Annotated in this window: 14 protein-coding genes; 2 read left to right on the top strand and 12 right to left on the bottom strand. The window is 53.1% G+C overall.

The genetic code is table 11. From position 1 onward, the window contains the following. Positions 1–2 precede the first annotated feature (2 nt). Complete coding sequence (gene sdhD / locus AACY82_RS01150) at positions 3–371, bottom strand: succinate dehydrogenase, hydrophobic membrane anchor protein (protein WP_339614921.1); 369 nt, start codon at positions 369–371, stop codon at positions 3–5. Further along, positions 365–739, bottom strand: a complete 375-nt coding sequence (sdhC, locus tag AACY82_RS01145) for a succinate dehydrogenase, cytochrome b556 subunit (RefSeq protein WP_339614920.1) — start codon at positions 737–739, stop codon at positions 365–367. The genes sdhD and sdhC overlap by 7 nt, the downstream gene beginning before the upstream one ends. A 786-nt stretch (positions 740–1525) precedes the next feature. Between sdhC and gltA the strand changes: the two genes are divergently transcribed. Then, the gene (gene gltA / locus AACY82_RS01140; protein ID WP_339614919.1) at positions 1526–2800 is read left to right on the top strand and encodes a citrate synthase; all 1275 of its coding nucleotides are present in this window, start codon (positions 1526–1528) and stop codon (positions 2798–2800) included. 108 nt (positions 2801–2908) lie between these two features. Continuing rightward, positions 2909–3511 carry a hypothetical protein gene (locus AACY82_RS01135; protein WP_339614918.1) on the top strand — a complete coding sequence of 201 codons (603 nt, stop codon included), beginning with the start codon at positions 2909–2911 and terminating at the stop codon, positions 3509–3511. Positions 3512–3572: 61 nt separating this feature from the next. Here the strand turns inward: AACY82_RS01135 and AACY82_RS01130 are convergent, their stop codons facing one another. The 10 genes from AACY82_RS01130 to AACY82_RS01085 form a co-directional block, all read right to left on the bottom strand. Further along, positions 3573–4772 carry an alginate export family protein gene (locus tag AACY82_RS01130; RefSeq protein WP_339614917.1) on the bottom strand — a complete coding sequence of 400 codons (1200 nt, stop codon included), beginning with the start codon at positions 4770–4772 and terminating at the stop codon, positions 3573–3575. Positions 4773–5286: 514 nt separating this feature from the next. Then, positions 5287–5736 carry an excinuclease ATPase subunit gene (locus AACY82_RS01125; RefSeq protein WP_339614916.1) on the bottom strand — a complete coding sequence of 150 codons (450 nt, stop codon included), beginning with the start codon at positions 5734–5736 and terminating at the stop codon, positions 5287–5289. Between the two features lie 171 nt (positions 5737–5907). Next, positions 5908–7257: a glutathione-disulfide reductase gene (gene gorA / locus AACY82_RS01120; protein WP_339614915.1), complete on the bottom strand. Its 1350-nt coding sequence runs from the start codon at positions 7255–7257 to the stop codon at positions 5908–5910. Positions 7258–7341: 84 nt separating this feature from the next. Beyond that, entirely contained in the window at positions 7342–7581 is a 240-nt protein-coding gene (locus AACY82_RS01115) for a hypothetical protein (protein WP_339614914.1), read from the bottom strand. A gap of 72 nt (positions 7582–7653) precedes the next feature. Beyond that, positions 7654–9048 carry a siroheme synthase CysG gene (gene cysG, locus AACY82_RS01110; protein ID WP_339614913.1) on the bottom strand — a complete coding sequence of 465 codons (1395 nt, stop codon included), beginning with the start codon at positions 9046–9048 and terminating at the stop codon, positions 7654–7656. A 3-nt stretch (positions 9049–9051) separates the two neighbouring features. Then, a complete protein-coding gene (serS, locus tag AACY82_RS01105; protein WP_339614912.1) occupies positions 9052–10338 on the bottom strand; it encodes a serine--tRNA ligase in 1287 nt (428 codons plus the stop codon). A 66-nt stretch (positions 10339–10404) separates the two neighbouring features. Next, entirely contained in the window at positions 10405–10782 is a 378-nt protein-coding gene (gene crcB / locus AACY82_RS01100; RefSeq protein ID WP_339614911.1) for a fluoride efflux transporter CrcB, read from the bottom strand. 11 nt (positions 10783–10793) lie between these two features. Further along, positions 10794–12149 (bottom strand): replication-associated recombination protein A, encoded by a 1356-nt coding sequence (locus tag AACY82_RS01095; protein ID WP_339614910.1) that lies wholly within the window; start codon positions 12147–12149, stop codon positions 10794–10796. A 10-nt stretch (positions 12150–12159) separates the two neighbouring features. Continuing rightward, positions 12160–12795: an outer membrane lipoprotein chaperone LolA gene (gene lolA / locus AACY82_RS01090; protein WP_339614909.1), complete on the bottom strand. Its 636-nt coding sequence runs from the start codon at positions 12793–12795 to the stop codon at positions 12160–12162. Between the two features lie 17 nt (positions 12796–12812). Further along, positions 12813–15155, bottom strand: a complete 2343-nt coding sequence (locus AACY82_RS01085; protein WP_339614908.1) for a DNA translocase FtsK 4TM domain-containing protein — start codon at positions 15153–15155, stop codon at positions 12813–12815. Positions 15156–15206 lie beyond the last annotated feature (51 nt).

Raw genomic sequence — 15206 nt, 5'->3', positions numbered from 1 at the left:
TATCAAAGCCCCCAGATGATTTGGATACCCCAGACGGTATAAGTGATGGCGACAACACCCAGGACAACCTGAGCAAATACGCGCACCACAGTGGCTTTGCCACCTAGCGTCTGGTTAGTAATGTAGTCAGTTAATACGGCCCAGAGGCCGATCCACGCGTGCGCCACAATCGACATCAGCGTAATCAAGCTAAACACGCGCATCCAAAGCTGATCGAACAACGCGCGCCACTGACCAAAATCTAAATCGGGGTTAACAACCAAGTAAGCGACTAAGAAAATCACATAAGCGGTCATGGCCACAGCGCTCAGGCGCTGAATTAGCCAGTCATACAGGCCGCTGCGGCCCAAATTTGTAATTGCCGTTACCATACCCAAACCCCTGCCAAAACCATCAAAATTACCGCTGACACCAACGCCAACTTGGCGCCTAAGCGACCACCTTCCAGGCTCTCACCCACGCCACAATCCATAATTAAGTGTCGGACCCCGGCTGCCAAGTGGTACGCAAGGCCCGCAAGCACCGCCCAGATAATGAATTTGCATACAGGGCTCGCCAGCGCGTCTTGGACGGCGGCAAAACCTTCTTCGGAGCTTAAGCTAGAATCGAGCATCCACAACAACACCGCCACGCCGGCAAAGATAAACACGCCTGATGCGCGATGTAAGATGGAGACAATAGCTGGTAAGGGTAGTTTAATCGTCGATAATTCGAGATTGACAGGTCTATTTTTGTTCACGGTAGCTAATCACCTTTTTGCCCTTGTGAGGCCGGTTTGTAAGAATCAGCGTCTGGGTCTATCGCCCATGAATAAAGCGAGACCATCCAACATGCGCCATAATTGTGCGCCGCAGACGACCCCCAGCCGCATCCTGCAAGTCGCGGCATATTATAGGGATTTGACTGACGAAACACAAATAAAAAGGAAACTCACAAAAAGGGATTTTTTGCCGATTTTCCAAGCACTTCCCGACACAATTGCCCATTCAAGTTGGGTTAATTTGCGCCATAACCGCGCAAAAACGGCCCCGCGCCCCAAATTGGCCTTACCGAGCGCACCGAGATCGCGCACAAGCTCATTAAACCGCCAGCCTCAAGCAATAAAATAGAACAAAAATATCGCGTTTACCCCCGAAAGCTATGCTTAAGCGTAAAATCTCATCTATAATGCCGCCTCCTGATGACAGGGGCGTTGACTCACCCTGCCACAGAAATGTGTTGCCTTAATGATTGTTCTATTGAATATAGTTTAAGACAGAGCCACGACGAGCCACTCGGATTAACCTTCTGGCTCGACGCAAACAAAGAGCTCGGTAAAGAGCCGCAGCAACACCACCTGGTGAGCGCGACCTGCAGCATACCGAATGGTATATGCCTGATTCGTCTTCACAACCCATGTATATAACGTACAGACCCATTACTGGCACCCTTGCTGGGCCGGAGCCATGCGGTCGCATGTCACGTAATTTATCGGTTTGACCGCCAAGATGCAGTCGAGCCCGTCAAGTAACTACAGGAGTCCGTAATGACTGACAAAAAAGCACGTTTAACGGTCGAGGGCCTAGATGCAGACGTAGAGCTGCCTATTTATGCCAGCGCCGTTGGTCCAGACGTCATTGATGTCACCAGCCTGACAAAAAACGGTTATTTCACTTATGATCCGGGCTTTATGTCCACCGCATCGTGTGAATCACAAATCACATTCATTGATGGCGGCAAAGGGGTTTTACTGCATCGCGGCTACCCCATCGACCAGCTGGCAGAGCACTCCGACTACCTAGAAACCTGCTATTTACTGCTAAAAGGCGAACTTCCTAACGCCGATCAGAAAAAAGCATTTGTTGACGCTGTCAAAAATCACTCCGCTGTCGCCCCCTCCGTTGCCAACCTGATTCAAACCTTCCCGAAAGACGCTCACCCTATGGCGGTGCTGTGCAGCGCTGTTGCGGCGCTAGCGGCGGTTTATCACGAAGAGACCGACATCACCAAAGAGGAAGACCGTGACACCACAGCTTTCCGCTTAATCGGTCAGATGCCCACGTTGGCCGCAATGACTTACAAGCACCTCAAAGGCGAAGATTTTGTCGACTCTAACGCCGCCCTTGAGTACGCCGAAAACTACCTAAACATGACCTTTGGCAAAGCCGGCGACAGCAAAGTAAACCCGGTACTGGCCAAGGCCATGGATCGCATCTTTTTGCTGCACGCCGATCACGAGCAAAACGCGTCTACCTCGACCGTGCGCCTGTCTGGCTCATCCGGCACCAACCCGTTTGCGGCAATCGCCGCCGGCGTCTCCACCTTGTGGGGCCCTGCTCACGGCGGCGCCAACGAGGCTGTGCTGAGCATGCTCGAAGAGATCGGTAGCGTCGACAACATCGACACCTATGTTGATAAAGCCAAAGACAAAGCGGACCCATTCCGGCTGATGGGCTTTGGTCACCGGGTTTACAAAAACTTTGACCCGCGCGCCAAAGTGATGAAACAAACCTGTGACGAAGTACTGGCCGAGCTGGGACTCGAGAATGACCCACTGCTGGCCATCGCCAAAAAACTGGAGAAAATCGCCCTGGAAGACGAGTACTTCATTAAGAAGAAACTCTACCCCAACGTAGACTTTTACTCCGGCATCATCATGAAAGCCATTGGCATCCCATCCGAGATGTTTACCGTTATTTTTGCCACCGGCCGCGCCGTTGGTTGGTACGCACACTGGGACGAAATGGTCAGCAAACCTTATAAAATTGGCCGTCCGCGCCAATTGTACACCGGCTACACCCAGCGCGATTATCCGGCATAAGCCATTAGTTGCTCTGACAAAGGCCCCTCGGGGCCTTTTTTATTGCCTTAAATTCCGCCCCTAAAAACAGTAGACTCTTTGTTTCAGCACATAACGGGAGTAAGAGTATTGAACTGGCTCGCAGAGAACCAAGGCCCCTTATCAGTATTAATCAACGCCGGCATGCTGGCCATCTGGATACTGTACGCACAACTGTTACTGCGTGACTACCGCCGCAAGTTGCGGCCAAAAGTTTTGATCAATCAAAGCTTGGGAACTGCCCTACAGTCGCGCTGCCTTATCTGCAATATGAGCGAACAATCCTTTTACGTCTCACTAGTAATTGCCGAAATAGACGTTGGCGACAAAACCTACCGCTGCTCGGTCACCGATTTAGAAATTACCGACAAGGACAGAAGTAAAAGCACTACGGTTCAGGGACCACTAAAGGGCGGTGACTATCGTGACATGGGGGAATTTGACAATATCATTCAGCGCATCGAAAGCGAAGCTTCGCAGCAGGATATCGCGGCTCAAGCACAATCGCTGTGTATCTACGTTATTGGCCTATACGGCTCAGAAAATCAAGCCGTAGGGGCCAACCGACGATTTTGCTTTAGCAAAGACAAGCACGGTAACGCCTGCCTAAACCCGGTGCACATTCATACCGAAAACCTTACGGGCAGACGACACCAAAAAGAGATTCGCCGCTGGCTCGAAAACTATTTGTAAAGAGTAACAGCATTTTAAAATAGTTACGGACAACGGCCACTTTTAGGCTCTCGAAACAGACCTAAAAGGTCGCATTAAACATCAACCAAAACTTTTGCGTATCACTGCCAAACTCATCCGCCTGATAGTCGGCATACTTAAGCAGTACCGTTACCGGTCCAAATTGTTTGGCAGCACTCAGGTCCAGCTCTTGGCCGTAGTCGGTGCTGCCATAATCCGACGCTAAATCGTGATAGCTAGCAGCGAGTTTAATACCCGCCAAGGCACCACTAGCACTCACATACAAATCCTCAACACCATCATCCGGGGTTGTTAAAAAACGGTCTGTCCACCCCTGAAACTTATGCAGTGTTGCCAAGGGTGTACTAAAGGCGGCCACACCATCATCCGAGCCAAGCAACTCATAACCACCGCCTAACTGCACCGCGCCAACGCTTACCCCCACCTCTGCCAGCAAATAATCAGCATCGTAACTAACCGGATTATCACCCGCTTCAGACTGGGTTGCGTATTCCAAATTATAAGTAAAAGACTCCCCTACTTTACCCATCCAACGTGCACCATAGGTATCGCTGGATAACGACGCAGCGGTTTTATTGTCCAGTAAATACCCATACACCGACAAAGTACCAGCGCTCCAGCCGCCGATGTTAGCGTTTAGCAGATGACTCTCCTGCTTGTGATCACCAATGGGGTTGTCTTCACCAAATATCCGATTAACGTTGTAAAGATAAGCGTAAAATAAGGTAACGTCATCGACACTTTTGTTGCTCACCGAGAACGCGTCGTAGGTCTGCTCATTTTGACGCCAACCAACCCCGCCGACAAAACGCTGGTTATCCAACAAGATACGCTGTCGACCGTACTTCAATGTGGTATCGAGCCCCTTATAGGATAAATACGATTGGTTTACTTCAGTACCTTCCGGGTCTGCGATTACGGCGGTGCCGGGGTTGGCCGGGTCGTTACCCGCGGTACGATAATCCACATCTGTTAGCGCCGTCACATCATCCATTTCAAGCGTCAAGCCAAAGCCGTGATAGTCTGCGGACGTAAACGACAATCGCGTCCGCAATGTGAGTGCATCTGAATCTTCTAGGCCATCCCAGCTCACATCTTCGTAGCGTAACCGCAAGTTCAGCTTTACGTCGGCCTCTGTCAGCGCTTGCTTTAAACTCGCCGCCGACTCCTCTTGCGCCTGTACCCCCACACTTATCGCGGCCGCTACTGCACACATCAGTCGAACCATTGGTTTTTTCATTGCTAATCTCCACACTCGTCAATTATCGGGTTTCTTCCCACCGCGCCCTATTTTTGACATCTTTTTTCGGTCGTTTGTGAGCGTTTAGTGTGCATCGCACTTTTGCTTGTTACCCCGGCTCACTGCGGTTAAACCCCACAGAGCAATGCTTATGCCAGCAAACCTAAAAATATTTTTCGGAAAGTTATTTTCCTTTTATTACATAGACTTAAGACACAAAAAGAAAGTACGCCAGAGATCCAGCTAAGAAATTCAACAGCAATACCTTCCAGCCCGAGCGGCCCGCATTTGAGCACAATCACACCCCGGCGCCTCAATGAGAGGCGCAAAATACGCCCTTAAATAATGCGTAAGTACCGGTGCACAAATCTCTTACTGCACAAATGTATCGCACGCCCAGCGTATTGCGACGCTAAACACAATTGCATGAGTGTTTGGTTAATCGACTCGAGCACAACAAGCAGGCATAAAAAAAGCGCTGCGTTTGCAGCGCTTTTTAACTCTAAAAATTACGTTATTTCTCGAGTTTAACCACCTCACCAATCAGAGCGACGCCGGCCACAAACGCGCCATTGTGACATTCGTACTCTGTCTCGCTGCTGACTTCATCTTTTTTGTAATAGCTGCGAATATTGACTACCGCATCACCACCTTCGCGTACAGCGCGCTCTTGCAGAGAAAGCAATGCCGATAACATCACCCACTCACACGCTTCGCTGTCAGACTTATTAAAACCATTTGTTTTTTTATTGGTAGGGTATTCCCCCAATTTTTTAGCTACGGCCGGGTGCGACTGTTTGCCAAAGTACAAAGCCACATCACTATTCAGCTTAGATTCGTATTTTTCTAGCACATCGCTAACGGGGCGCATTGACTCATCGTCCCGGGCCTGCGATTGTGCGGCACTAAGCACTAACACTAACCCCAAACTTCCCAAAACTGCTTTTTTAGATAAAATCGACACTATTGATCTCCTTTCAATCATTCTGTCGGTGCGCGTTTACACATCGCACACCGGATTATTAAACTGGTGGTTTTGCTATCACCGACAAGGCAAAACAGCGGGCAAAGTATCGCAACTGCAGCGCGTGCCCGCAACTACTAATACCGCCATTAAATCAATAGCGGCAAATGACTAACGTACTGCTTGCCTCAAAGTAACAAACTCTTCTGCCAGGGTCGGGTGGATACCTATCGTCCGATCAAAATCGGCCTTTGTTGCACCGGCGGTCATGGCAACAGCCAACCCCTGAATAATCTCGCCCGCCTCTGGACCGGCCATATGACACCCCACCACTTGGTCGCTGGCAACATCGACAATCACCTTAATAATGCAGCGCTCATCGCTGTCGGTTAGGGAGAGCTGCATAGGTTTAAAGCTCGACTGGTACACTGCAACCTGCTCATAGCGCTCACGTGCATCCTCTTCGCTCAGCCCGACCGTAGCGATATTAGGCTGAGTAAACACCGCTGTAGGAATCAAATCGTAATTAACAGCCTGCCCCACCTCACCAAACAAGTTGCGCGCTAACGCCATCCCCTCGGCAAGAGCGACAGGCGTTAGTTCTGCCCGGCCAACCACATCCCCGATGGCATACACGCCTGACTCGTGAGTCTCAAACTTATCATCAACGTCAATCGTACCTTTGTCAGTCAAGCGCACACTGGTCGACTCCAAGCCTAAGTTATCCAACAGTGGCCGGCGCCCCGTGGCATACATTACCTGGCCGGCGCTCAGTTGCTGCCCGTTATCGAGGGTCACGTTACGGACACCCGCAGCGTCAACACTGACCGAGGTCACATCGGCGTTAAAGTGCAGCACTACACCTTTAGCGCGCATTTGTTCGACCATAAATTCCCGAATTTCTCGGTCAAAACCACGTAAAAATAACTCGCGCCGATACACCAAATGGGTTTTGACCCCAAGGCCGTTAAAGATACCGGCAAATTCGGCAGCGATATAGCCACCACCGACAATAACAATTTCTTCGGGTAGCTCATCCAAATAAAATACGTCATTCGAGTCAATAACATGCTCTCGACCCGGAAACTCTGGCACAAAGGGCCAACCGCCCACGGCAATAATAATACGTTCGGCTGACACCTCTTCATCACCAACCATCACGCGCTTTGATCCCAGCAATGTGGCGTGCCCTTCTAACAGCGTAACGCCAGCATTATCGAGCAGCCTGCCATACACGCCATTGAGGCGCTCTATCTCGCGATCTTTATTTTCTCGCAGGGTTTTCCAACTGAGTTGCGGGTCAGACAGTGCCCAGCCATAACCGCGCGACTGAGAAAATAAATCGCTAAAGTGGGACGCATAGACAAATAATTTTTTCGGGACACACCCAACATTAACGCAGGTGCCACCAAGGTAGCGCTCTTCGGCAACCGCCACCTTTGCACCAAGGCTTGCGGCAATACGGCTGGCGCGCACGCCCCCCGAGCCCGCACCAATCACCAATAGATCAAAATGTTGCATAAAGCTCTCCACGCTGAACAACAGGCTTACGATTAGACAAAGCCCAGTGTAGCACTGGCGCTGACATGCGGGGTATAAGGAGGGTTAGACTTCGATGTCTATATTGGGGCGAGGTTTAGCGCGGCGGCGATCTTTTCCGGTGCGAGTATCCAGCACCGCGCCCTCGCGCTGCTTACGACGATCCCCCCGACGACGTTCGACCACGGGTGGCAGATGCTCGGGCAGCTGTTTACTCACCACAATATCTCTATCCGGCTCGTAGCCAGTCGCAGGCTTTGGCTTGGTAATCGGTGTCAGGCGAGTGATGGGGCCCAAATACACCATGACGCATCCTCGTAAATAAAGTCGATACTAGGAATATCGGCCGACGCCAAATAAACTTAAGGGCAATTTTAGCTATTGCGAAGCATCAGGTGTAAACCAACTGAGTTGGCGGTGCAATTTAACAACCTCACCGATAATCAATAATGTCGGGGCACTCACGGATTCAGTCGCCACCCGCTCACCAATACTGGCCAAGTCACTCACGATCACTCGCTGCTCTTGGGTTGTGCCCTTCTCTACCAGGGCTACCGGCGTTGTCGAGGCTCGCCCGCCCTGTATTAGACCGCGGCAAATAGCCTCAAGCTCGATCAACCCCATGTAAATCACCAAGGTCTGATCCACGCGAGCCAGCTCAGGCCAGCTTAGATTGGCATTATCGGTTTTTAAGTGCCCTGTCACAAAACGTACCGACTGAGCGTAATCACGGTGCGTTAACGGGATACCAGCGTAGGCGGCACAGCCTGACGCGGCGGTAATGCCCGGCACCACCTGAAAGGGAATATTGTTTTCCGCCAACAACTCGATCTCTTCGCCGCCGCGACCAAAAATAAAAGGGTCGCCGCCTTTTAAGCGCAGTACTCGTTTGCCTTCGCAAGCGAGGTCCACCAGCATCTGGTTTATGGCCTTTTGCTCAACCGCGTGCTCGCTGCGGCGTTTACCCACATAAATGCGGTCGGCATCGCGGCGCACTAACTCCATTACCTCGGGGGACACTAAACGATCGTACAGCACCACTTCGGCCTGCTGCATCAGCCGCAGGGCTTTCAGCGTAAGCAGCTCCGGGTCGCCTGGGCCACCGCCCACCAAATACACTTCACCTTGGCGTGTCTCGCCGGCTTTGACGTTTAAACGCTGTTGCAGCACTTGCTCGGCCTGCGCATCCTGACCGCTAAATACCAACTCGGCGGCCGGGCCTTGCAAGGTATCTTCCCAAAAGCGCCGGCGCTCATCGCCACTGCTAAAGGTTTGCTTTACTCGCTCGCGGAATTTACTGGCAAGCGCGGCCAAACGACCATAACTGGCGGGAATGAGCGTTTCGAGTTTGGCGCGCACCATACGCGCCAACACGGGCGCCTCGCCACCGCTGGATATGGCAATAACCAGTGGTGAGCGATCGACAATGGCGGGGGTAATCACGGTACACAACTCAGGGCTGTCCACCACATTAACCGGAAGCTGGCGGGCGCGAGCATCGTGAGAGATCTGCTCGTTTACCGCAGCCGTATCGGTGGCGGCCACGGCGAGCACCGCGCCGTTTAAGTCATCAGTTTGATACTCACGGCGGCGAAGCTCGCCGTGAGTCGCGCTAATTAATGATTCCAACTCCGGATCAATCTCTGGCGCAACCACCACCAAGTGGGCACCCGCCTTACTCAGCAAGCGCGCTTTGCGTGTGGCAATATCACCCCCGCCTACCAGCAGCACGCGCTCACCGCGCAGATGCATAAAAAACGGGAAGTACTGCATGCGTTAGCCCTCGGCGCCGATGCGCGTCACACCACCCATATACCCCTGTAGCGCTTCAGGTACCAATACACTGCCATCGGCTTGCTGGTAGTTTTCCAGCACTGCCAACAGAGTGCGACCAATAGCCAAGCCCGAGCCGTTTAAGGTATGCAACAACGCGGGCTTACCGGTTTCTGGGTCGCGGTAGCGCGCTTTTAGACGGCGCGCCTGGAAATCGCGAAAACTAGAACACGAGGAAATCTCGCGGTATTTGTTTTGCGACGGCACCCAGACTTCAATATCGTAAGTCTTAGCCGCCGAGAAACCGATATCGCCACCACACAAAATCACAGTGCGATATGGCAAACCGAGTTTTTGCAAAATCGCTTCGGCGTGACCGGTTAAGCTTTCCAGCGTTGCGTCGGAGTCTTCCGGGCGCACAAACTGCACCAGCTCGACTTTTTCAAACTGATGCTGACGAATCATGCCGCGAGTATCGCGGCCGTGGCTGCCCGCCTCAGAGCGAAAGCACGGGGTGTGGGCGACAAACTTAAGTGGCAGCGCCGCGTCTTTATCCAGCAGCGTATCGCGCAGCAGGTTGGTCACCGGCACCTCGGCGGTGGGAATCAAATAAAACTCGCGCTCGTCGTCGAGCTTAAACAGATCGTCGGCAAACTTGGGCAGCTGACCGGTGCCGTAGAGCGATTCGGCATTGACAATGTACGGGACATTGACCTCTTGATAGCCGTGCTCAGCCACATGCATATCGAGCATCAGCTGCACCAACGCTCGGTGCATACGCGCCACACCGCCACGCATAACAGCAAAGCGCGAGCCGGTAATTTTGCTGGCAGTTTCAAAGTCTAGGCCATCGATATCTGCGCCTAAATCGACGTGATCTTTTACCTCAAAGTCAAACTCGCGCGGTGTACCCCAGCGGCGCACTTCGACGTTGTCGTCTTCGCTCAAGCCCTCAGGGACTTCATCGGCGGGGATATTAGGCACGCCCGACAAATACTCATCCAGCTTGTTTTGCACTTCGTGCAGCTCTGTTTCTGCCTGAGACAAGTCGTGCTTTAGCTGGTCAACCTCTTTGAGCAGAGGCGTAATATCGTCACCTGCGGCTTTAGCCTTACCGATGTTTTTTGATCGACTGTTACGCTCGGACTGCAGTTGCTCAGTTTTTACCTGAATAGCCTTGCGCTCTTCTTCTAAGCGTTGCAAAAGGCTAACGTCTAGGCTAAAGCCACGCTTTTTAAGCGCGCCCGCTACGTCGTCGAGGTTGGAGCGAATCAGTTTAGGATCTAACATATCAATGACTTTTCGGTTCGGTTGAGGAATATCAGGGTGCACGTCAGCACCCCATTTTTGGGGCGGTTAAGATAACACAAAGTTAGCCAAATACCACGAGGCGGTGACTGCCAGCAAACACAGAACAACATTGGCCAGCACATACAGCAGCGCAATAACCGGCACGCCGTTTTGCCACAGCGTGAGCGCGTCGAGCGAGAAGGTCGAGAAGGTCGTCAACGCTCCCAGAAAGCCGGTAATCAATAGCAGACGCCAGTACGGCGGCAGCATGGCTTTTTCAATGATCACCACATAGAACAGCGCCACCAGAAAGCAGCCCAGCACGTTAACAACTAAAGTGCCGAGGGGAAAGCGATTGCCCGTCACCGGGTACAGGTGAGCGGTAATGTAAAAGCGCAACATAGCGCCCAGAGCCCCGCCGGTGGCGACAAAGAGCCACTGCATGGTGAATCCTCTTACTTTTGTGGTGGATCGTCACGGTAGCGGCGATAGCGGCTCGCCTTGTCCTGCTCTTGCAAATACTGCAGCTTTTCGCTAATTTTTTGCTCCAAGCCCCGCTCCACCGGATGATAGTAACGCCGATCGGCCATCTCGCGCGGTAAGTAATTCTCCCCCGCCGCATAGGCGCCTGGCTCGTCGTGGGCATAGCGATACTCGGCACCAAAGTCCATGCTCTTCATTAACTTGGTGGGCGCATTGCGCAGGTGCATTGGCACTTCATAGCCTGGGGTGCTGCGCACATCGCGCATCGCTTGATTAAACGCAGTATACACCGCATTACTTTTAGGCGCGCAAGCGAGGTAGGTAATGGCTTGAGCAATAGCAAGCTCGCCCTCGGGGCTGCCCAGCCGCTCTTGGGTATCCCACGCGGCCAAGGCTAACGGCAACGCCCGCGGATCGGCATTGGCGATTTCTTCGCTCGCCATGCGCACCACTCGGCGCGCAATGTACAGCGGGTCGCAACCACCATCGAGCATTCGCGCCAACCAGTAGAGTGCGCCATCGGGCGAGGAGCCACGTACCGATTTATGCATGGCCGATATCTGTTCGTAAAATAAGTCGCCGCCTTTATCAAAGCGGCGAACATCGCCGCCCAACACCTCGGCTAACACTGTTTGGTCGATTACCCGTTCTTCGGCGTCATCGCGGGCTAGGTCGGCCGACAACTCTAGCAAATTTAGGGCTTTACGCGCATCGCCATCGGCGGCATTGGCCATCAGCGCCAGCGAGTCGTCGTCAATGCGCAAAGGCACATCACCCAGGCCGCGCTCGCGATCTGTCAGCGCCTGGTGAATAATCGCCTGAGTATCGGTTAAATCCAGCGAGCGCAGCACATACACCCGACAGCGCGATAACAAGGCGTTGTTTAGTTCAAAGGACGGGTTCTCGGTGGTGGCACCAATAAAAATAAAGGTGCCATCTTCAACGTAGGGCAAAAAAGCGTCTTGCTGAGATTTATTAAAGCGGTGGACTTCATCCACAAACAGAATCGTTTTGCGCCCCCGGCCCGAGCGCTCCTGTTGCGCTATCTGCACCACAGCTCTGATATCTTTAACGCCCGCCAAAACCGCCGATAGAGTCTCAAAGCGGGCGTCGGCACGCTCGGCAAACAAACGCGCCAGCGAGGTTTTGCCCACCCCTGGCGGGCCCCATAAGATCATCGAGTGTAGCTGGCCTTTATCGACCGCCTCGCGCAGCGGTTTGCCCGCGCCTAGAATGTGCGTCTGGCCTATGTAATCGTCCAGCGAGCGCGGCCGCATGCGTGCCGCGAGCGGCTGATAGGCGGGCTCGGAGGTAAACAAATCAGTCATCGAAACAAAATCAATCGATCAAGACATCAACGCCTTCGGGCGCGTCAAAGGTAAACTGCTCCGCCGCAACTGGCTTGTTGCGCTCGGTATCAGTCAAGGCAAACTCGGTGGTTTGGCGAAGGCTATCGTGTACCACAATACGCAATAGCTGCGGCCCATCAAACTCTAGTTCAAGGCGGGCAAACAAGCTATCGTCATCGTTTATCGGCGCCAAACCAAACACCTCGTGTCCGTCCTGGCCAACGCTGCGGGTAATGCGAAAGGCCTCGGCCAAGCCTTCAGCGCTTTCACTTAAGAGCGCCGCAGGTGTGGTTTTAAGGTTGTCGTTAACCGGGCGCACCGTGACTTGCATTAAATCCGGGTCGTACAACCAGATGGTATCGCCATCGCTAATCAACTGCTGCTCAAAAGGCGTTTTGGTGTGCCAAAAAAAACGCCCGGGGCGCTGCAACACAAAGCTCCCGTCACTGCTTTCAATCACTTCACCCTCGGCGTCGCGCAAAGTTTGCGTAAATTGCCCACGCAAACTAGTTGTCGCGGCCAAGGCATCACGCAACGCGTTAGCGCTGCTACCGTCTTGTGCGTAGCTCGCGGTGCCAAGCACCATAAGCACAGCAGAAGCAGCCGCCAATAATTGCTTTAACATAGTATCTCCAATACAGCTTAAGATTTAGGCGCCAGAACTTCGCGGCTACCATTGTGGCCGGGGCCCGAGACTACCCCGGCCGCCTCCATGGTTTCGATTAAACGAGCTGCGCGGTTGTAACCAATGCGCAGTTTGCGTTGCACTGATGAGATAGAGGCCTTGCGTGAGTCCAGCACAAACGCCACCGCCTCATCGTAAAGAGCGTCACTTTCATCATCGCCGCCGTCGTCGCCACCAGACAAACCTGGTACCGGAATACTGTTGGTGCTGTCATCGACGATCTCTTCGAGGTAATTGGGCTCGCCGCGACGTTTCCAGTCGGCCACCACCTTGTGCACTTCGTGATCATCGACAAACGCGCCATGCACCCGCACCGGCACGCTGGTGCCCGGTGGCAAATAAAGCATGTCGCCGTGGCCCAGCAGCTGTTCGGCACCGCCTTGATCAAGAATGGTGCGCGAATCAATTTTAGAGGACACCTGAAAGGCCATGCGGGTAGGCACATTGGCTTTAATCAGGCCAGTAATCACATCCACTGAGGGCCGCTGAGTGGCCAAAATCAAGTGAATGCCAGCCGCCCTAGCCTTTTGAGCAATACGGGCGATCAATTGTTCCACTTTTTTGCCCACAATCATCATCATGTCGGCAAATTCGTCGATGACCACAACAATCGCGGGCAGTGTTTCTAACTCGGGCGGTGTGGCTTCAGCGCTGCCGGCCTCGAAATGTTCATCGGGTACAAACAACGGATCCGCAATCGGGCTGCCGGCTTTTTTGGCGTCTTCTATTTTGCGATTAAAGCCTGCTAAGTTGCGCACACCCATGGCCGCCATCAACTTATAGCGTCGCTCCATTTCTCCGACACACCAGCGAAGGCCATTGGAGGCGTCGTTCATGTCGGTAATAACGGGGGTCAACAAGTGCGGAATGCCCTCGTACACCGACAGCTCCAACATTTTTGGGTCCACTAAAATCAAGCGCACATCTTTGGGCGAGGATTTATACAACAGCGACAGCAACATCACATTGACCCCTACCGACTTACCGGAGCCAGTGGTACCGGCAACTAACAAGTGCGGCATTTTGGCCAAATCGGCAATCACCGGCTCGCCAGCGATGTCGTGCCCCAGCGCCATGGTCAGGCGCGAGCGGGATTTTTCATAGATATCCGAAGCGATCACCTCGCTCAAGCGCACGATTTCGCGGTGCTCGTTGGGGATCTCGATGCCCATCACTGAACGGCCGGGAATCACCTCGACCACACGCACACTGATAACCGCCAGCGAGCGGGCTAAATCTTTGGCCAAATTGGTAATACGACTGGCTTTCACCCCAGGCGCGGGCTGAATTTCAAAACGGGTCACCACCGGACCTGGCTGTACCGAGACTACCTCAATGGTAATGCCAAAATCTTTCAGCTTAAGCTCCAGTAGCTTAGACATAGCCTCCAGCGATTCTTTAGAGAAGCTTTTATCGCTACGCGCATCGGCGGGGTCGAGCAGACTAATCGGTGGCAATTCCCCCACCACTGGGGTGTCTTTATCAAACAATGAGGCCTGCCGCTCTTTTTGCACCCGCGCACTCTCGGCAGGCTTCTTTTTAACCGGCTCTGAGATGGTCGGTGGTACGCGCTTAGACTCTTCTTTTTTACGGGTTGCGATCACTTCACGGCGCTGGTGCTGTTGCACTTTAACCTCTCGTTTCTCGGCCCGTTTACTGCGCCAGTTGCTCCAACCCTCGCCAATTTTTCGGGTTAACTCCAGCGTCCAGCGGCCGATATCATCCATCAGGCCGAGCCACGATAGATCGGTGAAAATCGTTAAACCAAAAAAGAACACCGCAAACAGCAGCAATGTGCCGCCGGTGTGACTAAAAGCGCCGGCCACTGAGTCGGCTACCGACACACCAAGAATACCGCCGTCAGAAAACGGCAGAGCACTTTCTTTGCCGCCAATGTGCAGTACCGCAAGCCCGGTGCCAGCCACCATCACCAGCACCAAGCCGATGGTGCGAAGCCCCAGCAGCACCGGATCGAAGGCCGCTGGATGAGCTCGGTCGCGAAATACCAACCAGGCGCGATAGCCGAGCATCAGCGGAAACAAAAACGCCAAATAGCCAAATAGCGAGAAACAGACGTCCGCCAACCAAGCTCCGGCGGGGCCGCCGGCATTGCTTACCCGAGTATTATCACCTGTGCGGGACCAACCGGGGTCGCCGACATCGTAGGTAAATAAGGTCAGTAGCACGAACACGCATACGGCAACTAAACCAATCAACGCGCCTTCGCGTACGATTCGCAGTATTAAAGTAGACGCCTCGGGCCGAGCGACTGACGCTTTACTGGTATTTTTTTTACTCAAACGTGTACCTATTTGCTTAACTCTTTTATGTAAAAACGTCTCACCGCAGTC

The sequence above is a fragment of the uncultured Gilvimarinus sp. genome (genome assembly GCF_963972205.1).
GTDB classification, from domain to species: Bacteria; Pseudomonadota; Gammaproteobacteria; order Pseudomonadales; family Cellvibrionaceae; genus Gilvimarinus; species Gilvimarinus japonicus.
This window is presented reverse-complemented; position numbering and strand designations above follow the sequence as displayed.